The 21,015-nt window shown below is 72.5% G+C and carries 20 protein-coding genes and 2 pseudogenes; 4 read left to right on the top strand and 18 right to left on the bottom strand.

All coding sequences use genetic code 11. From position 1 onward, the window contains the following. Positions 1-18 precede the first annotated feature (18 nt). The 9 genes and pseudogenes from yajC to G567_RS30220 form a co-directional block, all read right to left on the bottom strand. Positions 19-405, bottom strand: a complete 387-nt coding sequence (yajC, locus tag G567_RS30235) for a preprotein translocase subunit YajC (RefSeq protein ID WP_037057783.1) — start codon at positions 403-405, stop codon at positions 19-21. Positions 406-491: 86 nt separating this feature from the next. Further along, complete coding sequence (gene ruvB, locus G567_RS0120735; protein ID WP_051233356.1) at positions 492-1,538, bottom strand: Holliday junction branch migration DNA helicase RuvB; 1,047 nt, start codon at positions 1,536-1,538, stop codon at positions 492-494. Positions 1,539-1,548: 10 nt separating this feature from the next. Further along, positions 1,549-2,154, bottom strand: coding sequence for a Holliday junction branch migration protein RuvA (ruvA, locus tag G567_RS0120730; RefSeq protein WP_028931492.1), 606 nt, complete (start codon positions 2,152-2,154; stop codon positions 1,549-1,551). Beyond that, on the bottom strand, positions 2,151-2,720 hold the full coding sequence (gene ruvC / locus G567_RS0120725) for a crossover junction endodeoxyribonuclease RuvC (RefSeq protein ID WP_028931491.1): 570 nt from the start codon (positions 2,718-2,720) through the stop codon (positions 2,151-2,153). Before ruvC ends, ruvA begins: the two co-directional genes overlap by 4 nt. Before the next feature lie 478 nt (positions 2,721-3,198). Next, positions 3,199-3,312: pseudogene (locus tag G567_RS36930) on the bottom strand (VOC family protein); the annotation flags it as partial. A 119-nt stretch (positions 3,313-3,431) separates the two neighbouring features. Beyond that, entirely contained in the window at positions 3,432-6,224 is a 2,793-nt protein-coding gene (polA, locus tag G567_RS30230) for a DNA polymerase I (RefSeq protein WP_084796304.1), read from the bottom strand. Between the two features lie 50 nt (positions 6,225-6,274). Continuing rightward, positions 6,275-6,787: a GNAT family N-acetyltransferase gene (locus G567_RS0120705; protein WP_211223989.1), complete on the bottom strand. Its 513-nt coding sequence runs from the start codon at positions 6,785-6,787 to the stop codon at positions 6,275-6,277. 85 nt (positions 6,788-6,872) lie between these two features. Beyond that, the gene (locus G567_RS30225) at positions 6,873-7,277 is read right to left on the bottom strand and encodes a multicopper oxidase domain-containing protein (RefSeq protein WP_051233355.1); all 405 of its coding nucleotides are present in this window, start codon (positions 7,275-7,277) and stop codon (positions 6,873-6,875) included. A gap of 16 nt (positions 7,278-7,293) precedes the next feature. Next, positions 7,294-7,758 carry a hypothetical protein gene (locus G567_RS30220; protein ID WP_051233354.1) on the bottom strand — a complete coding sequence of 155 codons (465 nt, stop codon included), beginning with the start codon at positions 7,756-7,758 and terminating at the stop codon, positions 7,294-7,296. Between the two features lie 402 nt (positions 7,759-8,160). Between G567_RS30220 and G567_RS34445 the strand changes: the two are divergent. Further along, positions 8,161-8,833 (top strand): annotated as a pseudogene (locus G567_RS34445) (response regulator). 62 nt (positions 8,834-8,895) lie between these two features. On the opposite strand, the gene G567_RS0120680 reads toward G567_RS34445, so the two are convergent. From G567_RS0120680 to G567_RS0120670, 3 genes are all read right to left on the bottom strand, one after another. After that, entirely contained in the window at positions 8,896-9,648 is a 753-nt protein-coding gene (locus G567_RS0120680) for a YebC/PmpR family DNA-binding transcriptional regulator (RefSeq protein WP_028931488.1), read from the bottom strand. 133 nt (positions 9,649-9,781) lie between these two features. Then, positions 9,782-10,429: a pyridoxal 5'-phosphate synthase glutaminase subunit PdxT gene (gene pdxT, locus G567_RS0120675; RefSeq protein WP_037057782.1), complete on the bottom strand. Its 648-nt coding sequence runs from the start codon at positions 10,427-10,429 to the stop codon at positions 9,782-9,784. A 130-nt stretch (positions 10,430-10,559) separates the two neighbouring features. Further along, a complete protein-coding gene (locus G567_RS0120670) occupies positions 10,560-11,936 on the bottom strand; it encodes an NAD-dependent malic enzyme (RefSeq protein ID WP_028931486.1) in 1,377 nt (458 codons plus the stop codon). 126 nt (positions 11,937-12,062) lie between these two features. Here G567_RS0120670 and G567_RS0120665 point away from each other — a divergent pair, with 126 nt between their 5' ends. Together G567_RS0120665 and G567_RS30210 are read left to right on the top strand one after the other, a co-directional pair. Next, positions 12,063-14,198 (top strand): elongation factor G-like protein EF-G2, encoded by a 2,136-nt coding sequence (locus tag G567_RS0120665; protein ID WP_028931485.1) that lies wholly within the window; start codon positions 12,063-12,065, stop codon positions 14,196-14,198. A gap of 9 nt (positions 14,199-14,207) precedes the next feature. After that, the gene (locus G567_RS30210) at positions 14,208-15,440 is read left to right on the top strand and encodes an MFS transporter (RefSeq protein ID WP_211223988.1); all 1,233 of its coding nucleotides are present in this window, start codon (positions 14,208-14,210) and stop codon (positions 15,438-15,440) included. Between the two features lie 53 nt (positions 15,441-15,493). Here G567_RS30210 and G567_RS30200 read toward each other — a convergent pair whose 3' ends face one another. From G567_RS30200 to G567_RS0120645, 3 genes are all read right to left on the bottom strand, one after another. Next, positions 15,494-16,573, bottom strand: coding sequence for a glycoside hydrolase family 16 protein (locus tag G567_RS30200; RefSeq protein ID WP_051233353.1), 1,080 nt, complete (start codon positions 16,571-16,573; stop codon positions 15,494-15,496). Between the two features lie 283 nt (positions 16,574-16,856). Beyond that, positions 16,857-17,165, bottom strand: a complete 309-nt coding sequence (locus G567_RS0120650; RefSeq protein WP_028931484.1) for an AzlD domain-containing protein — start codon at positions 17,163-17,165, stop codon at positions 16,857-16,859. Further along, entirely contained in the window at positions 17,162-17,854 is a 693-nt protein-coding gene (locus tag G567_RS0120645) for an AzlC family ABC transporter permease (RefSeq protein WP_028931483.1), read from the bottom strand. Before G567_RS0120645 ends, G567_RS0120650 begins: the two co-directional genes overlap by 4 nt. Before the next feature lie 53 nt (positions 17,855-17,907). Here G567_RS0120645 and G567_RS0120640 point away from each other — a divergent pair, with 53 nt between their 5' ends. Continuing rightward, positions 17,908-18,462: a helix-turn-helix domain-containing protein gene (locus tag G567_RS0120640; protein ID WP_028931482.1), complete on the top strand. Its 555-nt coding sequence runs from the start codon at positions 17,908-17,910 to the stop codon at positions 18,460-18,462. Between the two features lie 17 nt (positions 18,463-18,479). On the opposite strand, the gene G567_RS30195 is transcribed toward G567_RS0120640, so the two are convergent. The 3 genes from G567_RS30195 to pdxS form a co-directional block, all read right to left on the bottom strand. Further along, positions 18,480-19,244, bottom strand: a complete 765-nt coding sequence (locus tag G567_RS30195) for a glycoside hydrolase family 16 protein (protein WP_051233352.1) — start codon at positions 19,242-19,244, stop codon at positions 18,480-18,482. A 467-nt stretch (positions 19,245-19,711) separates the two neighbouring features. Then, complete coding sequence (locus G567_RS35660; protein WP_028931481.1) at positions 19,712-19,975, bottom strand: hypothetical protein; 264 nt, start codon at positions 19,973-19,975, stop codon at positions 19,712-19,714. 179 nt (positions 19,976-20,154) lie between these two features. Beyond that, on the bottom strand, positions 20,155-21,015 hold an 861-nt coding region (pdxS, locus tag G567_RS0120625), incomplete at its 5' end, for a pyridoxal 5'-phosphate synthase lyase subunit PdxS (protein WP_028931480.1).

The raw sequence follows: 21,015 nt of genomic DNA, 5'->3' as shown, positions 1-21,015 counted from the left end.
TGCCTCTCCTGCGGTGGGTCAGTTGCGCGAGCCCGGCGTGCCGTTCGTGCGGGAGTCGTCGTCACCCAGCGCCGTCGTGGACGCGGTCGGGGTCTCGTCGACTACGGAGTCGGCCGGGTCGGCCGAGGGGGTGGCCTCGTCCGGCGTCGGGTTCACCTTCTCCCGCACCGCGGCCCGCACCCAGGTGGTGACGATGCCGTCGGCGATCTCCAGGTCCACGGTCTCCTCGTAGGAGGCGTCCACCACGGTGGCCCGCAGACCCGAGGTCGTCATGACGACGTCACCGGGCTCAAGGGCCGCCTGCAGCCGCTGCATCTCCTGCATCTGACGCCGTTGCTTGCGCCCGGACAGGAAGATCGGGATGAACAGCAGCAGGATGAGCAGTGGGAACAGCAGGGTTTCCATGATCTCCGTATCTCCGCACGTCGAAGGGCCCCGAGTGTGCCAGCACCGGCGCGCTGCCGATGCCGCGGCCCCTCGACCGCGCCGCGTCAGAACAACGCCTGCGGGGCCGATCCGGTGACGTCCGGCGGCGGCGTTTCACCGAGATGGCCCCACGCGGCTGCTGTCGCCACCCGGCCTCGGGGAGTTCGGGCCAGCATGCCCGCGCGCACCAGGTAGGGCTCGCAGACCTCCTCGACGGTACCCGGTTCCTCGCCGACGGCGACGGCGAGCGTGGAGACTCCGACGGGCCCGCCGCCGAACGAGCGGACCAGCGCCGACAGCACGGCACGGTCCAGCCGGTCGAGGCCGAGCTCGTCGACGTCGTAGACGGCGAGCGCGGCGCGGGCGACCTCCCGGGTGACGATGCCGTCGGCGCGTACCTCGGCGAAGTCACGGACCCGGCGCAGCAGCCGGTTCGCGATGCGGGGGGTTCCCCGGGACCGGCCGGCGATCTCGGAGCCGCCGTCGGTGCGCAGGTCGACGTCGAGGATCGGCGCGGCCCGGCGCAGCACGAGCTCCAGCTCGGCGGGTGCGTAGAACTCCATGTGCGCGGTGAACCCGAACCGGTCGCGCAGCGGCCCGGTCAGCGCCCCGGCCCGCGTCGTGGCGCCGACCAGGGTGAACGGCGCGACGTCCAGCGGGATCGAGGTGGCGCCCGGACCCTTGCCGACGACGACGTCGACCCGGAAGTCCTCCATCGCCAGGTAGAGCATCTCCTCGGCGGGCCGGGCGATGCGGTGGATCTCGTCGATGAACAGCACGTCGCCGGGCATCAGGTTGGACAGCATGGCCGCGAGGTCGCCCGCCCGCTCCAGCGCCGGTCCTGACGTCAGCCGGATCGCCGCGCCCAGCTCGGCGGCAATGATCATCGCCAGCGTCGTCTTGCCCAGCCCCGGCGGCCCGGACAACAGGATGTGGTCGGGCGGGGTGCCGCGCCGCCGCGCGCCCTCGAGCACGAGCTGGAGCTGTTCGCGCACCCGCGGCTGCCCGATGAACTCCGTGAGCCGCCGCGGCCGCAGCGACGCCTCGACCTCGAGGTCGTCGTCGATCGGCTCGGCGTCGATGTCCCGGACGTCCCGGCGCTCCTCGGTCATGGCATGCCCGTCATGTGCGGCCCAGCTGGGACAGCGCGGCACGCAGCAACACCGCCGGATCGGCGTCCGGGCTCTGGGCGAGGACGCCGTCGACGGCCTGCTCGGCCGGTCTCGCGGTGAACCCGAGCCCGACCAGCGCCTCGACAACCTGGTCGCGCCGGGCGTTACCGGCCACCACCGCGGTCCCGGGCGCCGCGGCGACGCCGGCCGGGACGGGGGCGGCGACCTTGTCCCGCAGCTCCACCACCAGCCGCTCCGCGCTCTTGCGCCCGACCCCCGGGACCCGGGTCAGGGTGGCGAGGTCGCCCTCGGCCAGCGCGCGGCGCAGCGTGTCCGGGTCGAGCACCGCCAGCGTGGCCATGGCCAGCCGCGGCCCGACCCCGCTCACGGTCTGCAGCAGCCCGAACAACTCGCGCTCCGCGGCGGTGGCGAACCCGAACAGGGTCAGCGAATCCTCCCGGACCAGCAGCGTCGTCGCCAGCCGGGCCTGTTCGCCGCGCCGCAACCCGGCCAGCGTGGCCGGCGTGGCGTGCACGGCCAGCCCGACCCCGCCCACCTCGACGACGGCGTGATCGAGACCGATCTCGAGCACCTCGCCCCGGACGCTGGCGATCACCGGCCCGGTCCCTTCGCCGCGGCCGCCAGCCGGGCCCGGTGCCGCCGGGCCAGCTCGGCCGAACGGGCCTGGGCCGAGGCCATCCGCTCGAGCATCGGCCCGCGCCAGCAATGGCAGACCGCCAGCGCGAGCGCGTCGGCGGCGTCGGCCGGACGGGGCGGCTCGGTCAGCCCGAGCAGCCGGGTGACCATGGCCGTGACCTGGCGCTTGTCGGCCCGGCCCGCCCCGGTGACGGCGGCCTTGACCTCGCTCGGGGTGTGGAAGGCGACCGGCAGGCCGGCCCGCGCGGCGATCAGCGCCACCACCCCGCCGGCCTGCGCCGTGCCCATCACCGTGCGGACGTTCTGCTGGCTGAACACCCGCTCCACGGCAACGACGTCGGGTCGGTGCGTCGCGATCCAGCGTTCGACGGCGTCGCCGATGGCCAGCAGCCGGTCGGTCAGCACCGCCTCGGACGAGGTCCGGACGACGTCCACCGCCACGAAGCGAACTCCCCGGCCGCCGGTGCCGTCGACGACCCCGAGGCCGCATCGGGTCAACCCCGGGTCGACGCCGAGCACCCGCACCTGCACTCCTCGATGTCGCGAACAGCCGTTCGAGACAGCAGGTTACCGGCCGCAGCCGCGGGGGGCGCGGGGGGCGCGCCGATCGGTCGTCGCGCGCCGCCCGCCGCCGGGTCTCCGAAGCCCGTGATCGTCGGTCAACCCCGGTCGTTGACCAGCAGCTGACGGCCCTCCGGATCGGTGATGCGGAGGTAGCTGCCCCACGGCTCGTGTGGTCGGCCCCTCGACCTCCACCCCGGCCTCCCGCAGCCGCCCGGCGGTCGCCGTCAGGTCGGCGCAGGCGAACGTCATCGGGTACCGGGTGTCGGGCTCGCGGTCGAACGCCCGCGCCGGGGTGAGGGGCGCTGGGCCGGTTGGCGACCAGTGCGCGGACCTGCTCGGCCGTCTCCGGGTCCTGACCCATGTGGCAGCCGGCGAGGATGATCTCGACGTCCGGCTGCTCGGGCGGGCCGACGGTGAGCCAGCGGAAGCGCTGGCCGGCGCCCCCGAACTCCCCGCCCATCGTCACGTCGACCCGCACCTCGAAGCCCAGCTTCTGCGTGTAGAACTGCTTGGCCCGCTCCTGGTCGAGCGCGTAGGAGCAGGCGTGCGACATCTTCTTGTCGGCGAAGCGCCGGTCGACGAGGTCCCGGGCGCGCCGCAGGTGGAACACGCTCGGGACGGCGGGGGCGCGGGCCACGGGTACATCCTCGCCCCACCTTGACGATCCGCGGCTCAGTGCGCCGCGTCGTCCCAGCTGTGCCCGTAGCCCACCGACACCTCCAGCGGCACGGAGAGCTCGTGCGCGGCACCCATCTCCCGGCGGACCAACGCGTCGACGGCGTCCCGCTCCTCCTGCGCGACCTCCAGGACGAGCTCGTCGTGGACCTGCAGCAGCATGCGGCTGCGCAACCCCGCCGCGGCCAGCGCCCGGTGGACCCTGAGCATGGCGACCTTGATGATGTCCGCGGCGCTGCCCTGGATCGGGGCGTTGAGCGCCATCCGCTCGGCCATCTCGCGGCGTTGCCGGTTGTCGCTGGTCAGGTCGGCCAGGTAGCGGCGGCGACCGAGCATCGTCTCGGTGTAGCCGTCCTTGCGGGCCCGCTCGACGACGCTGCGCAGATAGTCGCGGACCCCGCCGAAGGTCTTGAAGTACTCGTCCATCAGGACGCGGGCCTCCTCGGTGGAGATCCGCAGCTGCGCCGCGAGCCCGAACGCGGACAGCCCGTAGGCCAGGCCGTAGTTCATCGCCTTGATCTTGGCGCGGCGCTCGGGGTCGACCTCGGTGGCCGCGACGCCGAACACCCGCGCGGCCGTCTCGGCGTGGAAGTCGTGCCGCGAACGGAACGCCTCGATCAGCGCCGCGTCCTCCGAGAGGTGGGCCATGATCCGCATCTCGATCTGGCTGTAGTCGGCGGTCATCAGATCCGCATATCCCGCGCCGACGACGAACGTCTGCCGGATCCGCCGGCCCGCGGCGGTACGGATCGGGACGTTCTGCAGGTTGGGCTCGGTGGAGCTGAGCCGGCCGGTGGCCGCGATCGTCTGGCTGTAGGTCGTGTGGATGCGACCGTCATCGGCGATCGACTTCAGCAACCCGTCGACGGTGACCTTCAGCCGCGTCGCGTCGCGGTGGAGCAGCAGATGCGACAGGAACGGGTGTTCGGTCTGTTCGAACAGGCTCTGCAACGCGTCGGCGTCGGTGGTGTAGCCGGTCTTGGTGCGCTTGGTCTTGGGCATGCCCAGCTCGTCGAAGAGCACGACCTGCAGCTGCTTCGGGGAGCCGAGGTTGATCTCCTTGCCGATCACCCGATAGCAGTCCTGGGCGGCCTGCCTGACCTGGGCGGCGAAGTCGGCCTCCAGCGCGGCCAGCGCGTCCTGGTCGACCGCGATGCCGGCGGCCTCCAGATCGGCCAGCACGTACTCCAGCGGCAGCTCGAGATCGGCCAGCAGATCGGTGCCGCCGAGGTCGCCCAGCTCGGTGTCGAGCGCGTCGGCCAGCTCGGCCACCGCCGAGGCGGCGACCATCTGCTCGTGAGCCCGCTGCCGCTCGGCCGCATCCTCCTCCTCGAGCAGGGACAGCTGGCCGTCCGCGCCCTCGCCGTCCGCGCGCAGCTCGCGGCGCAGGTAGCGCAGCGCCAGGTCGGCCAGGTCGAAGCTGCGCTGGCCGGGCCGGGCCAGGTACGCCGCCAGCGCGGTGTCGCTGGTCAGCCCGCGCAGCACCCAGCCACGGCCGCGCAGCGCGTGCAGCGCCGCCTTCACGTCGTGCGCCGCCTTGGGCACCGACGCGTCGGCCAGCCACGCGCCCAGCGCCGCCTCGTCGTCGGGGGCCAGCGTCTGGACGTCGACGTAGCCGGCCTGCGGCACGCCTGCGGCGGCACCGGCCGCGCGCGCCTCGACCGTCGGCTCGCCCGTCGCCAGCGCGATCCCCGCCACGTCACCCGCCGTCGCGCCGCCGGTGATCCCGGAGAACGCCAGCCCGATCCGGCGCCCGGCACGCGCATGCGCGTCGAGCCACGAACGCACCGTTCCGGCCGGGAGCACCTCGCCCGCCACCTCGAAGCCCTCGTCGGCCTCCGGCTCGGCGCTGCGCAGCGTGGCGAACAGCCGGTCGCGCAGCACCCGGAACTCCAGCTCGTCGAACAGCCGGTGCACCGCGTCCCGGTCCCAGGACCGGACCTCCAGCTCGGCGGGGACGGCGTCGACGGCGACGTCGCGGACCAGCTCGGTGAGCTGCCGGTTGAGCAGCACGCCCGCGAGGTTGGCCCGCAGCGCGTCGCCCGCCTTGCCCTTGACCTCGTCGACCCGGTCGGTCAGCTCACCCAGCGAGCCGAACTCCCGCACCCATTTGGCCGCGGTCTTCTCCCCGACCCCGGGGATGCTCGGCAGGTTGTCGCTGGGATCGCCGCGCAACGCCGCGAAGTCGGGATACTGGGCCGGGGTGAGCCCGTAGCGCTCCACCACCTCGGCCGGGTCGATCCGGCCGAGGTCGGACACGCCGCGGCGCGGGTAGAGCACCGTGACGTTGTCGGTGACCAGCTGGAAGGCGTCCCGGTCGCCGGTGGTGATGAGCACCTGGAAACCCTCGGCCTCGGCCCTCGTGGCCAGCGTGGCGATGACGTCGTCGGCCTCGTAGCCCTCGACGGCGAACACCGGGATGTTCAGCGCGCCGAGCACGTCCTTGATCAGGTGGACCTGGCCCCGGAAGTCGTCCGGGGTGGTCGTGCGGTTCGCCTTGTAGTCGGCGAAGCGCTCCGCGCGGAACGTCTTGCGGGAGACGTCGAACGCCACGGCCAGATGCGTCGGCCGCTCGTCGCGCAGCAGGTTGATCAGCATCGAGGTGAAGCCGTAGACCGCGTTCGTCGTCTGCCCGGTGCGGGTGCGGAAGTTCTCCGCGGGCAGCGCGAAGAACGCCCGGTAGGCGAGCGAATGCCCGTCGAGCAGCAGCAGCCGCTTGCCTCCCGCGGCCGGCGCGGCGGCGAGGTCGGGAGCGGCGTTCTTCGCTGGGGTCGGTGTCGCGGAGCTCATCGGGGGCGAGTCTAGGACCGGACACCGACAGGCCCGCACCCGCGAGGTGATCAGCGGGCCGGGCGCTCCATCCGCGCGAGCGTGACGCCGAGGTGGTCGACGAGGTGATCGACGACCCGGTAGCCGGCCGCGGCGTAGAACCGGAGGTTGTCCTCGCTGCCCGCCGCCGCCACCAGCCAGAACGTCCGCACCGGCGGCGGGGCGGCCGCGTGCACAGCGGCCAGCAGCGCGCGCCCGATGCCGCGATGCTGCACGTCCGGCGCGACGGCGAAGCGGGACACCTCCATCCGGTCGCCGTCGATCCGGCCGCGGACCGACCCCACCAGGCGCGGACCCAGCCACGCACCGCGGGCGACCAGCTCGGGACCGTCGGCGCGGGCCAGCTCGGCCCGCACCGTGGCGAGCGTCTCGACCAGCGGCGGGATCTGGGCGCAGTAGCGCTGCGCCTCCGCGACATAGGCGGCCCGCTGCACGGTCCAGGCCTCGCCCGCGTACTCGGCGCCGAGCGGGGCGACCCGCACCTCGGCACCGGCGGCCGCGGGCACGGCGGTTTCGGCTTCCACACCGTTCATCATGGAGTTTCCTGTGGGTCCCCTGGATCCCGGGTACCGGGGACGTCCGCCCGGCGCGGCGGTTTCCCCGGTGAGCTCAGGTGACCTGGAAGTTGGCCATCATGGCCATGTCCTCGTGTTCGAGGTGGTGGCAGCGCAGCACGTAGCGGCCGCGGTAGCCGCGAAAGCGCACCAGCACCTCCACCACCTCGTACGGGCGCAGGTCGACGACGTCCTTCCAACCGGCGTCGGCCGGGTCCGGGGATCCGCCGTCGCGGCCGACGACCTGGAAGTGCGCCAGGTGGGTGTGGATCGGGTGGTGGAAGTCGCTGGTGAACCGCCACAGCTCCACGGTGTCCAGCCGCGGCCGGGCCAGGATGGTGGTCGGGCTGAACACCTGACCGTTGATCGTCCACACCTGCTCGTCGTAGCCGTCGACGGACATGCGGCGGAAGTCGAACTGGCGGGTCGTCGCGGACTGTGCGCGCCGCAGGGTCTCCATCTCGGGCTCATCGGGCTCATCGGGCCGCCCGCCCGCGCCGCCGGGCGCCCCGGTCCGAACAGGCCCACCGCGCGAACAGCAGCGCCGTCCCGATCAGCGCCACCCCGAGCGGGATGTGCACCGCCAGCACCCGGGCGCCGCCGAGCGCCATCTGCGTGATCACCAGGCCGAGCTCCGCGACGGAGTACAGCACCGGCCCGGGGCTGCCGTGCCCCGGCCGCCATAGCACGAGCACGGCGACGAGTTGACACAGCACCAGCAGCAGTGCGACGAAGGCGCCCCCGCCGTGCGCACCCAGGTACGACACCTGCCCGGTGATGAAGAGACCGGCCCACACCGGTTGCGCCAGGAGCACCGCGGCGGCCGATACCGCGGTGATCCGCAGCGGAACCAGATCCGGGGCGGCACCCGCTCGGGTGCCGCCCCGCGTGGTCGCTGCACCGTTGTCCGCAGCGGCACGTCTACCGCTCCGTCCGGTCATCGTCGTCGATGTTCCCGTGCGTCGCCGACGAGCCGGGTCGGTTGCGCCGTGCCGCGACCGACCCGGCCGTCGCGCCGACCGCCGCACCGACGATGGCCCGGCCCCTGGTCGAACAGCACCGCGCCGGCAATGGCTCCGACGACGAGTCCGACAACGTCCCCGAGAATTCTCGCCATCATTTCGTTTCTCACTCGTTTCCCATGGCGTCGATCCCGCGGCGTCGATCGCGAGCAATTCGCGCCATCGGCGGCTTTCCACCGATGGGCCGGATGCCCTGCGGGTTCAGCGGAATCGGATGAATCGATCGTGGCCCGAACCCGAGCCGCACACATCGGCCCCGGCGGGCCTGCGGGCTCGCTCGGCGCGGGCGCCGTGGTGCGGGCCGCGGCGGTCGCCGCCACCGTGAGTGTGCGACGTCTCGCCCCGGTCGCGGACGACCAGGCGCTCGTGCGGGCCGGTTTCCGCGTGCTCATCGAGTCCGAGGACGACATGGAGGTGGTCGGTGAGGGCTGGCGACGGGCCACGGCGGCCGAGCTCGCCCGCGCGGCCCGGCCCGACGTGGTGCTGATGGACATCCGGATGCCGGGCACCGACGGGGCGGAGGGCATCCGGCGGATCAGCGCGGACCCGGAACTCGCGGCCGTGCGCATCCTCATCCTGACGACGTTCGACGAGGATTCCTACGCGGTCGAGGGGATCAACGCGGGCGCGAGTGGTTTCCTGCTGAAGAAAACACGATCCCGCCCGGCTGTTGCGTAGGATCAGAGTGGTGGCCGGCGGGGAGGAGCTGCTGGCGCCCGGACTGACCCGCAGGCTGATCGCCAAGCTGGCGGCGCCACCGCCGCTCACCGTCGACGAGAACGTGTTCTCCGGGCTCACCGCCCGCGAGCGCGAGGTGGTCGCGCTGGTCGCCGAAGGCCTGAGCAACGGGGAGATCACCCGGCGGCTGGTCATCAGCCCGGCCGTCACGAAGATCCACATCAGCAGGGCACTGACCAAGCTCGGCGTGCGGGACCGCGCGCATCTGGTGTCACTGGCCTACCGGCACGGGCTGGTGCGACCGGATCCGCCGTGAGTACCTCCGCAGATGCGCCAACGGCGCAACGACACCGTCCAGAGCCGCCCTTCCCGGACCGGCTACGCCTCCAGCAACGCCAGCGTCTCGTCGGACACGTCGAAGTTCGAGTACACGTTCTGCACGTCGTCGCTGTCCTCGAGGGCTTCGATCAGCCGGAACACCTTCTTGGCCCCCTCGACGTCGAGCGGGACCTGCATCGACGGCACGAACGTGGGATCCGCCGAGTCGTAGTCGATCCCCGCCTCCTGCAGCGCGGTCCGCACCGCCACCAGGTCTCCCGGCTCGGAGATGACCTCGAAGCTCTCCCCGAGGTCGTTGACCTCCTCGGCGCCCGCCTCCAGCACCGCCAGCAGCAGATCGTCCTCGGCGAGGTCGCCCTTCGGCACGATGACGACGCCCTTGCGGGTGAACAGATACGACACCGAGCCGGGGTCGGCCATCTGACCGCCGTTGCGGTTCATCGCCGTGCGGACCTCGGTGGCCGCGCGGTTGCGGTTGTCGGTGAGGCACTCGATGAGCAGCGCGACGCCGTTCGGGGCGTACCCCTCGTAGGTGATCGCCTGGTAGTCGGCCCCGCCGGCGTCGGCGCCCGAGCCGCGCTTGACCGCACGGTCGATGTTGTCGTTGGGCACCGAGCTCTTCTTGGCCTTCTGGATGGCGTCGTAGAGCGTCGGGTTGCCGTCCGGGTCGCCGCCGCCGGTGCGCGCCGCAACCTCGATGTTCTTGATCAGCTTGGCGAACATCTTGCCTCGCCGGGCGTCGACAACGGCCTTCTTGTGCTTGGTCGTCGCCCACTTGGAGTGGCCGCTCATCGACGTGCTCCCCTTCTGCTGTTCACCTGCGTCAACCGGCTGCGTCAACCGATACCGTCGACGCCGTCGGCAGCCGTCAATCCTACCGAGGGCACCGACGCTGCTCCGCACGGCCGAAGCGCGGCCGCGGGGCTCAACCGTGGTCGCCGCCTGCCGCCTCGCGCACGATGTCGCAGAACAGCGCGTGCATCCGGCGGTCGCCCGTCAGCTCGGGGTGGAACGCGGTGGCCAGCACCCGGCCCTGGCGCACGGCGACGACCTGCCCCGCCGCGGCGCCCGCACCGCTCACCGCGGGCACGGTCGCGAGGATCTCGACGTCCGCGCCGGTCTTCTCGACCCAGGGCGCGCGGATGAACACCGCGCGGATCGGGTCGCCGCCGATACCGTCGAGGACGAGATCGGTCTCGAACGAGTCGACCTGCCGGCCGAAGGCGTTGCGCCGGACGACGACATCGAGGCCGCCGAGCTGCTGCTGGTCCGGGCGCCCGTCGAGGACCTCGGCGGCGAGCAGGATCATCCCGGCACACGAACCGTAGGCGGGCATCCCGGCCGCGATCCGGGCGCGCAGCGGTTCGAGCAGCTCGAAGGTCTCCAGCAGCCGACTCATCGTGGTCGACTCCCCGCCGGGCAGCACGATGGCGTCGATGGCGTCGAGCTCGGCGGGACGGCGCACCGGTGCCGCCCGCAGGCCGCATGCGGTCAGCGCGGCCAGGTGCTCGCGAACGTCACCCTGCAGGGCGAGGACACCGACGGTCAGGTCGGAACCGGTCTTGGACTCCACCACAGACAGCCAGCGTAGTCAGCCGCCCGCCGCGGCCGTCAGCGACGTGACCGCAGCCTCGCCCCGGCGAAGATCGCCGATTGGGATCCGGCCGCCGCGCCGATCGCGGCCGCGGGCTCCGAAACGGTGATCACGCCGATGCCGCGGTGCGGACCGCCGCGGCCACCGCCGGGACCACCGCGGCATCGAAGACGCTGGGCACGATGAACGAGGGGTTCGGTTCGGCCACCACGTCGGCGATCGCGGCGGAGGCGGCCAGCAGCATCGCGTCGGTGATATCGCACGCCTGCGCGTCGAGCAGCCCGCGGAACACCCCGGGGAACGCGAGCACGTTGTTGATCTGGTTCGGGTAGTCGGAACGACCGGTGGCCACAACGGCCGCATGCTGGTGCGCGATCATCGGGTCGATCTCCGGTTCCGGGTTGGCCAGCGCGAAGATGATCGCGTTCTCCGCCATCCCGGCGGCCTCGGCGGCGCCGAACAGGTTCGGGGCCGACACCCCGATGAACACGTCGGCGCCCACGAGCGCGTCGGCGAGCGCGCCGCGGCGGTTGTGGATGTTGGTTCGGGCGGCGATGGAGCGCAGGTTCTCATCCAGCCCCGGCCGGTCGCGGTGCACGATCCCGTCGACGTCGACGGCCAGGATGTCGGCGGTGCTCTCCGCGGTCAGCAGCCGAATGATCGCCGACCCGGCCGCGCCTGCACCGCAGATCACGATCCGGCAGTCGGCGAGCTTCTTGCCCACCACCCGCAGCGCGTTGCGCAGCGCGCCGAGCACCACGACGGCGGTGCCGTGCTGATCGTCGTGGAAGACCGGGATGTCGAGCAGCGCGCGCAGCCTGCGCTCGATCTCGAAGCAGCGCGGCGCGGCGATGTCCTCCAGGTTGATCCCGCCGTAGGCCGGCGCGATCACCTGCACGGTGCGGATGATCTCCTCGGTGTCCTGGGTGTCCAGGCAGACCGGCCAGGCGTCGACCCCGGCGAACCGTTTGAACAGCGCCGCCTTGCCCTCCATCACCGGCATCGCCGCGGCGGCGCCGAGATTGCCGAGCCCCAGCACCGCCGACCCGTCGCTGACGACGGCGACGGTGTTGCGCTTGATCGTGAGCCGCCGGGCGTCGGCGGGGTGGGCCGCGATCGCCCGGCACACTCGGGCGACGCCGGGGGTGTAGGCGCGGGACAGGTCGTCACGGTTGCGCAGGCTGACCTTGGACTGCACCTCCAGCTTGCCGCCGAGGTGCACCAGGAACGTGCGGTCCGAGACCTTCCGGACGCGGACCCCGTCGAGCGCCTCGAGAGCGGCGGTGATCGCGCTGACGTGGGTTTCGTTGACCACATTGCAGCTGAGGTCCACCACGACGTGGCCGGTCGCCGCCTCGACCACGTCGAAGGCGGTGACGACGCCGCCGACCCGTCCGACCGCCAGCGCGAGGTCGCCCGCGGCGCTGGCGGAGGCGGGTGCCTCCACCCGCGCGGTGATGGCGTATCCGGGTCCGGGGATCGGCACATCCGCAACCTACCCCGGTTGCCGTTGCAACCCCCGCGCCGCGCAGGGGTTGAGTTGTCCCGCCAAGTGGAGTGAAATCGGACACACCAGCGCAGTGTTGCGACTCCGGTTCCGGGGGTGGTCGATATGGCCGTCAGAGCAGACAGCGGGCAGCGCGCGGGAGCCGGGTCGTCCCGGGTACCGGCCGTCGCCGATCCCGCCCGGGTGCGCAATGTGGTCCTCGTCGGGCCCAGCGGCTCGGGAAAGACGACGCTGGTGGAGGCGCTGCTCGCGCACACCGGTGCGATCACCAGGCAGGGCACCGTCCTCGACGGCACCACGGTCTGCGATCACGATCCCGCCGCGGTCCGCCAGCAGCGATCGGTCGCGCTCTCGGTGGCGCCGCTCCTGCACGAGGACATCAAGATCAACTTGATCGACACCCCCGGATACGGCGACTTCGTCGGCGAGCTGCGCGCGGGCCTGCGCGCCGCCGACGCCGCCCTGTTCGTCATCTCCGCCGCGGAGGGCCACGAGGGCACCATCGACCCGGCCACCGTCGAGCAGTGGGAGGAATGCGCCGCGGTCGGCATGCCGCGGGCTGTGGTGATCGCCCGCTGCGATCATGCCCGCGCCGCCCTGGAGGCCACCACGGCCGCCTGCCAGGACGCGTTCGGTACCGGCGTCATCCCGCTCTACCTGCCGATCCGCGCCGACGACGGCGGGCTGACCGGCCTCTACGGGCTGCTGTCGCAGACCCCGCAGGACGCTGCGCCCGAGGGGGCCGCGGACGCCCGCGCCGCGCTCATCGAGGGGATCATCGAGCAGTCCGAGGACGAGACCCTCATGGAGCGCTATCTCGACGGCGAACAGATCGACGTCGCGACGCTCACCGCGGACCTGGAGAAGGCCGTCGCGCGCGGCTCGTTCCACCCGGTGATCCCCGCCTGCGCGCACAGCAGGATCGGCCTCGACGCGCTGCTCGAACTGGTCATCGGCGGCTTCCCGTCACCGCTGGGACACCCGCTGCCGTCGGTGTCGGGGGTGGACGGCGCCGAGCATCCGGTCCTCACCGCCGACCCGTCCGGTCCGCTGGCCGCCGAGGTCGTGCGGACCTCCGCCGACGCCTACGTCGGCCGGGTGTCGCTGGTGCGGGTGTTCTCCGGCACGCTGCGACCCGATGCCACGGTGCACGTGAGCGGGCACCTGCCGGCGCAGCGCACCGCGGACGCACGGGGCGGCGCCGACGGCCACGACACCGACGAGCGGCTCGCCCACGTCTACTCCCCGCTCGGGGCCACCCTGCGCGAGGTCGACGGCTGCATCGCGGGCGATATCTGCGCACTCACCAAGCTCGGCACGGCCGAGACCGGTGACACCGTCTCCGCCAGCGACCACCCGCTGCTGCTGCAGCCATGGGACCTGCCCGACCCGCTGCTGCCCGTCGCGGTCGTCGCCCGCTCCCGGGGCGACGAGGATGCGCTGGTCAAGACGCTGTCGCGGCTCGTGGCGGCCGATCCGACGCTGCGCCTGGAACGCAACTCCGAGACCCACCAGACGGTGTTGTGGTGCATGGGCGAGGCGCATGCCGACGTCGTGCTGTCCCGCCTGCGGGCCGGCGGGGCCGAGGTCGACACCGAACCGGTCAAGGTGCCGATGCGGGTCACTCTGGCCCGCGCCGGACGGGTCACCGGACGGCACGTCAAACAGTCCGGCGGGCACGGCCAGTACGCGGTGTGCCACATCGAGTTCGAGCCGCTGCCCCGCGGAGCCGGCTTCGAGTTCGAGTCCAAGGTGGTCGGCGGCGCGGTGCCCACGCAGTTCATCCCGAGTGTCGAGAAGGGCATCCGCGCCCAGCTCGAACGCGGCCTGGCCGCGGGCGGCGAGACCGCCCACCCGGTCGTCGACGTGCGGGCGAGGCTGGTGGACGGAAAGGCGCACAGCGTCGACTCCTCCGACGCCGCATTCCAGACCGCGGGCGCGCTGGCGCTGCGGGAGGCCGCCGAGGCGTGCGGAACGACGCTGCTGGAACCCCTCGACGAGGTCACCGTCCGCATTCCCGACGAGCACCTCGGCTCCGTGCTCGGTGACCTGTCGTCCCGGCGCGGACGCGTGCTCGGCACGGACGTCGCCGGCGCCGGGCGCACCCTGGTCCGCGCCGAGGTCCCGGCCACCGAACTGGTGCGCTACGCGGTGGACCTGCGGGCGATGACCTCGGGTACCGCGACGTTCAGCCGCGGCTTCGCGCGGTACGAGGGGGCGCCCGCGTCACTGGGCTCGTAGCCTGGGCGGGTGCTACGACGCTGGTCCGCCCCCGCCGCGCTGTGGGCAGTCGTCTTCGTCGTCGCATACGGCACCAACGTTCCCACCCCACTGCTGCTGATCTACCAGGACCTGCTCGGGCTCTCACCCACCCAGCTGACCAGCGCATTCGGCGTGTACGCGGCCGGGCTCGTGCCTGCGTTGCTGCTGGCCGGGCCGGCGTCGGACCGGTTCGGCCGCAAACCGGTCGTCGTCCCGTTCGTGGTACTCGCCGCGCTGACCTCCCTGCTGTTCCTGGGCGCGGCGTCCTCGACGTTCGTGCTGTTCGCCGGACGCTTCCTGCAGGGCGCGGTGTCCGGGGTGGTGTTCAGCATCGGCACGGCGTGGCTCGGCGAGCTGGTCGGCACCCACCCCGCGGCCGCCGCCCGTTCGGCCCGGCTGACCACCGCGGCGCTGGGTGGCGGCTGGGCCGTGGGCCCGCTCGTCACCGGACTGCTCGCCCAGTGGGCGCCGTGGCCGACTGTGCTGCCGTTCGCGGTGCACGTCGCGCTGATGCTCGTCGGGCTCGCCCTGCTCCCGATCATCCCGGAGACGCTGCCGCGGCAGCGGCGGCGGCTGGGGGGCCCGCTGGTCCACCTCGGCGTGCCGGCGGCGGCGCGATGGCCGTTCGTGCTGGTGGTGGCACCGATCGCGGTCGCGGTGTTCACCTTCCCCTCGACGGCGGTCACCGTGCTGCCGCTGCAGCTCGTCCCGGCGATGCCGGGTATCGCGGTGGCGGTCACCGGGATCGTGTCGGGGATCACACTGGGCACCGGGGTGATCGCGCAACCACTCGTCCGCAGGCTCGGTGCGACGCTGGCCGGCCCGGTCGGCGTCGCGGTCGGCGCGGGCGGGCTCGGGCTGAGCCTGCTCGCCGATGCGCTGGGCAGCTGGCCGCTGCTCGTCCCGGTCTCGGTGCTGCTCGGCGTGGCCTACGGGCTGTGTCTCGCGGCCGGGCTCACGCTGACCGCGCAGATCGCGTCGCCGACCGCGCGCGGCGCGCTCACCGGCACCTTCTACGCCTGTGCCTACCTCGGCTTCGGCGCCCCGGTGCTGCTGTCGCTGGCCCGGGGCGCGAACGGCTTCGCCGGCGCGCTGGCCGGGCTCGCCGTGATCGCCGCGGTGGTGGCCACGCTGCTGCTCACCCCGGCCGCGCGCCGGCTGGTCACGCCCCAGCCCGCCGACCTGCGTGAGCGGCGCGCGCTCCGCCCAGACCGCACGTGAGCGGCGCAGGCGCCGCTGGTTGACGCTTGCGCCGCTCACGTGTCCGTCCGGGCTCAGCTGCCCGGCGTCGGCCGACCGCTGCCGCCGAGGAGACGCAGCCAGATCTGGGACGACGTCCACCGCAGCTGCGCCTGAACCCAGCTGGCCACGGCGTCGACGGTCAGCGGAGCACCGGTCGACCCGGCGGCCGCACCGGGCCGCCATGGCGGGCTGGGCGGCGTGGCCGGGGGCGTCGTCGTGGCCGGGGGCGTCGTCGTGGCCGGGGGCGTCGTCGTGGCCGGGGGCGTCGTCGTGGCCGGGGGCGTCGTCGTGGCCGGGGTCGGGACCGTCGAGGTCACCGGCGGAACCGCTGTCGTGGTGGTCGACGCCGCCCCGGCCGACGACGACCGCAGCGGATACTGCTTGACCCAGTCGACCTCCATCCGCGACTCGCGCACCGGCCCACCCTTGGGGAACCAGTCCAGCTGGATGCACAGGTGCATCGGCCCGGGCGGCAGGATCGACCGGTCGGTGATCCGCCACCACTCGCGGCCGTCGACGAACATGACGATGTGGTCGGGGGTCCATTCGACGGCCCAGTTGTGCCACTGCGTGCCGTCCACCCGCACCGAACTGGAGACCTGCGAGTTCTGCGGGCCGAAGTGCAGGAAGCCGTGGACCAGCTGACGGGTCGGCTCCATCATTTCCATGAAGTCGACCTCGCCGCCGACCGGGAAGTTCTCCGCATCGGGCCACAGGAGCAACAGTGCGTTGTAGGACCGGTCACCCGCCGGGACCCGGACCCTGCCCTCCCAGCGGCCGTACTTCTGGCCTGGTTCCCAGGCCATCCCCGCGGTGGTGCCCGCCGAATCGCCGGTGATCGTCAGGATGCCGTCGCGCACCGTCACCGCGCTCGGGCTGCGTCGCCCGTTGCCGGCGTGGCCGGGGCCGTCATAGACGGACCAGTTCGAGCCGAGCGGACCGTTGAACTCCTCCGTGCGCGACGGGGCCCCCCATCCGTAGCGGACGGCCGCGCTCGTCTCCGCTCCCGCCGACAGCGCGGTGCCCCTTGTTCCCTCGGCGGCCACCGCCGCCGTCGCATTGCCCAGCAACGCCATCACCAGCATGGCACCGACCACGGCGATCCGCCGCATGGAGCACTCCCGTCCGGTTGATCATCTTCATGACGATCACCGAGGCTATGCCCCATTTCGTCCACAGTGGATCCGCCATTCGGATGGCATGCACAGGCAGGACAAGATCGCAAGATCAGACACTCGAACAGCGCAAACGTTCCGCTTACCGGTCGGATGTTTCGGGCAAGCGGTTCTTCATCTGCGCTCAGCGGTCACTGCGCGATCACCCTATGGGGCGGTCGCGCAATCGTCCACATGAGCGTGAACCACTCCATAGACGATCTACTCAGGACGAACACGGTCAGGGCACTCCGAGCGCGCGCATCCCGGCGGTCGTCCCAGCCGCCAGCACCACCACGATCACGAACGGGACCTTCCGCCAGGCAGCGAGCGCGCCGACCGCGACGCCGGCCGGACGGGCCCAGCCGACGAAATCGCCGGCCTCGGTGAGCGCGGCCGTCGCAACCAGCGCGACGAGCAGGGCCGTCGCGCCGAGGTCGACGTAACGCTCCACGCGCTCGGGCACCTCGACCCGGTTGCGCAGCACCACCCCGGCCAGCCGCAGCAGGTACGTCCCGGCAGCGAGCGTGAGAACCGCTGCCCACGTCACCGCGACTCACCCTCTGAAATACCGCGACTCGCGGGGAGCAGGAGCAGGCCCGCGAGGCCGATCAGCACCGGCAGCCCGGCGGGCAGGAACGGGGATACGACGAGGGAGGAGACCGCGGCCCCGAGACCGACCCGGCGGGCATCGGGGTGGCGCAGCGTGGGCAGCAGCAGCGCGAGCAGGCCCGCGGGGAACGCGGCGTCGACGCCGAACGCCGCCGGGTCGGGCACCGCGGATCCGGCGAGCACACCGAGAACCGTGCCCACGTTCCACAGCACGAAGAACAGCGCCCCGCACAGCCAGTAGCTCGCCCGGGCGCGCGGGCCGCTGCCGCGCGCCCGGGAGAAGGCGACCGATTCGTCGATCATCACGTGGGTCCCGAGCAGGCGGGCCGGCCATCGGTCGGCCACGGCATCACCCATCGCGAGCCCGAACGGCAGGTGCCGCGCGTTGAGCAGCAGTCCCGCCGCGACCGCGGCGGCCGCCCCGCCGCCCCCGGCGACGATGGCGACCATGAGGAACTGCGAGCCGCCGGCGAAGACCAACAGCGACATGGCGAGGGTCAGCCCGACCGGAAAGCCCGCCGCCGCGGCCAGCGCACCGAAGGACGCGCCCACCACCCCGAGGGCGGCCGCGAGGGCGAGGGCGTCACGCAGGTCGTCGCGCGTGAGTGTTCGATAGAGCGAACGCACGTACCCTACACTGAACGCTCGTCATGCGTTCGTCAAACCGAACGAGGAGATGGATGAACCGAACGAGCCCTCTGGAGACGATCGCGATCGCGCTGCGGCGGGAACGGGATCGGCTCGGGGTGTCGCTCGCGGAGCTGGCCCGCCGAGCCGGAATCGCGAAGTCGACGCTGTCCCAGCTGGAGGCGGCGGCGGGCAACCCGAGCGTGGAGACGCTGTGGGCGCTGGCGGTCGCCCTCGACGTCCCGTTCAGCCGGCTCGTCGACCCGCCCACCCGGCCGGTCCGGGTCATCAGGGCCGGCGAGGGACACGCCATCGCGTCCGACCAGGCCCGGTTCACCAGCACCCTGCTGGCGGCCTGCCCGCCGGGCGCCCGCCGCGATCTGCACCACATCACCGGGGAGCCGGGGCCGCCGCGGGCGGCACACGCGCATATCCGCGGCACCACCGAGCATCTGCTCGTGACGGCCGGTCGCTGGCAGGCCGGACCGGAGGGCGAGGAGGTCGAGCTCGGGCCCGGCGACTATGCCTGCTTCCCCGGCGATCGGCCGCACCGCTATACGGCGCTGGAGCCGGGCGCCGGGGCGGTGCTGGTCATGGAGTACGTCTGACCGGCCGACCCTGCCGCTCAGCCCCGCGGCGCGGGCACCGCGTGTGGCACGAGCCCACCGGTGCCGCCGCCCGGCAGCCCATCCGTGACCCGGCGCTGGATGGTCGCCGGGTCGGCTCCGCCCTCCCGGACAGCGTTGCCGATGTCCGCGGTGGCGTCCTCGGTGAGTTCCTGCGGGCTCAACGAATACTGCTTGACCCAGTCGACGTGCATGGTCGACTCCTGGACGCTTCCGCCGCTGGGGAACCAGTCCAGCTGGATGCACAGATGCATCGGGCCGGGCGGCAGGATGCTCGTATCGGTGGTGCGCCACCATTCATTGCCGTCGACGAACGCCGCGACGTGGGTGGGGGTCCACTCGACCGCCCAGTTGTGCCACCGTGTGGCGTCGATCGTGACCGAGCCGCTGACCTGGGAGTTGCTCGCCCCGTAGTGCAGGAAGACGTGCGTCTCCTGGCGGGTGTGATCCATCATCTCCATGAAGTCGATCTCCCCGCCGACCGGGAAGTCCTCCGCATCCGGCCAGAGCAGCAGCAGCGCGTTGTAGGAAGGGTCGCTGGCGGGTGCGCGCACCCGGCCCTCCCAGCGGCCGTACTTCTGGCCCGGATTCCACGCCATGCCCGCCGTATTGCCGTGCGAGTCACCGGTGATGGTCAGGATCCCGTTCTCGACGCTGACCGCATCGGGCGTCCGCCGCCCGTTGCCGGCGTGGCCGGGACCGTCGTAGACCTCCCAGGCCTGCGACAGCGACGTGCCGTCGAACTCGTCGACGCGGTTGGGCATACCCCAGCGGTGAATCGCCGCCGCACTGGTCTCGTATCCCGCTGACCGGCCGCCCGCCGGGGCGCACGGGTCGGGCGTGGCCGGGACCGGCGTGGCCGATGGCGTCGGCGCAGGGAGGCCGGCGGCCGACGTGGGGTCGACCGCGGGCGACGGTGGCGCAGGCGTCGCCGCGAGCGGAACCGCCGGGAGCGAGGTGGCCCCCGGCGCGGCCGGCGGCATGGTCGGCGACACGGTCGAGGGCTCGGCCGGCGACCCGGTCGGAGGCGCGGCCGGGGTGCAGTCCTCCACCGGCGGCGGCGCCGGTTGGGCGAAGGCGACCATGGAACCGCAGAGCACCGTTGCGGCAACGATGGCCCCGATCGTCAGATATCGCCTCATCTGTCCCCTCCGCCACACACGTCACACTGTCGCGGCGGAGACTATTTCCGGATCGTGATGGGCACCGGGCAAACCACCGAACCGTGTGATCACCCGAACCACGGGAGAGCTACATACCGCTGTCGAGATTCCGCCCGGTGCGCGCCGACCGGTATCTGTGATCTGTCGAGCGGTGGGACGAGTGGGCAGGCGGACATCGAGAGCCCGAACGAGTGATGATTGCTGCGCTCCTCCCCGGACAGCTCCTCCCCTTCGAGCACCGCGGCGATGTCGCGTACCTGCAGATCCGGCCCGACGTCGGGGGTGAGCAGGTGGGTCCGTTTGCCGAGTCCGGTGAGCGTCGGGGTATGCACCTCGTGGCCCGCGGCGCGCAGCGGCCGCGCGACGCGGGTCCGGCACCAGCCCCGTGGCTCGCACCGTGCACCAGTACGAAGGGATCCGCCACGGTCGGCCGCATCTCAGGTCGACGGATCGCCCGGACGTCCTTCGTGGTACTTGAGCCGCTCACGTGCCGCTCAGCGACGGGGCGTGCTCACCAGCCGCGATCGGCGTAGCGCTGCTCGGTCGGCAGATCCGGGATGTTGATCCCCACCATCGCCTCCCCCAACCCCCGCGACACCTTCGCCAACACATCCGGATCGTCGTAGAACGTGGTGGCCTTCACGATCGCCGCCGCCCGCTGCGCCGGATCCCCCGACTTGAAGATGCCCGACCCCACGAACACCCCCTCCGCACCCAACTGCATCATCATCGCCGCATCCGCCGGCGTCGCGATCCCCCCCGCGGTGAACAACACCACCGGCAACCGCCCCGCCCGGGCCACCTCGGCCACCAACTCCACCGGCGCGGCCCACGCCTTGGCCGCCCCGAACAACTCCGCCCCGTCCAACCCGCCCAACCGGCGAATCTCCCCCCGGATCGCCCGCATGTGCCGGGTCGCCTCCACGATGTTCCCGGTCCCGGCCTCCCCCTTCGACCGGACCATCGCCGCCCCCTCGGCGATCCGCCGCAACGCCTCCCCCAGATTCGTCGCCCCACACACGAACGGCACCGTGAACGCCCACTTGTCGATGTGATGCGCCTCGTCCGCCGGGGTCAACACCTCCGACTCATCCACGTAATCCACCCCGAGCGCCTGCAGCACCTGCGCCTCGACGAAATGCCCGATCCGCGCCTTGGCCATCACCGGGATCGACACCGCCTCCACGATCCCGGCGATCATGTCCGGATCACTCATCCGGGCCACCCCACCCTGCGCCCGGATATCCGCCGGCACCCGCTCCAAGGCCATCACCGCGACCGCCCCGGCATCCTCGGCGATCTTCGCCTGCTCCGGAGTGACCACATCCATGATCACCCCACCCTTGAGCATCTCGGCCATACCGCGCTTGAC

This window comes from Pseudonocardia asaccharolytica DSM 44247 = NBRC 16224, assembly GCF_000423625.1.
Lineage (GTDB): Bacteria > Actinomycetota > Actinomycetes > Mycobacteriales > Pseudonocardiaceae > Pseudonocardia > Pseudonocardia asaccharolytica.
The sequence above is the reverse complement of the archived record's forward strand: the minus strand, read 5'-3'. Positions and strand labels throughout refer to the sequence as shown.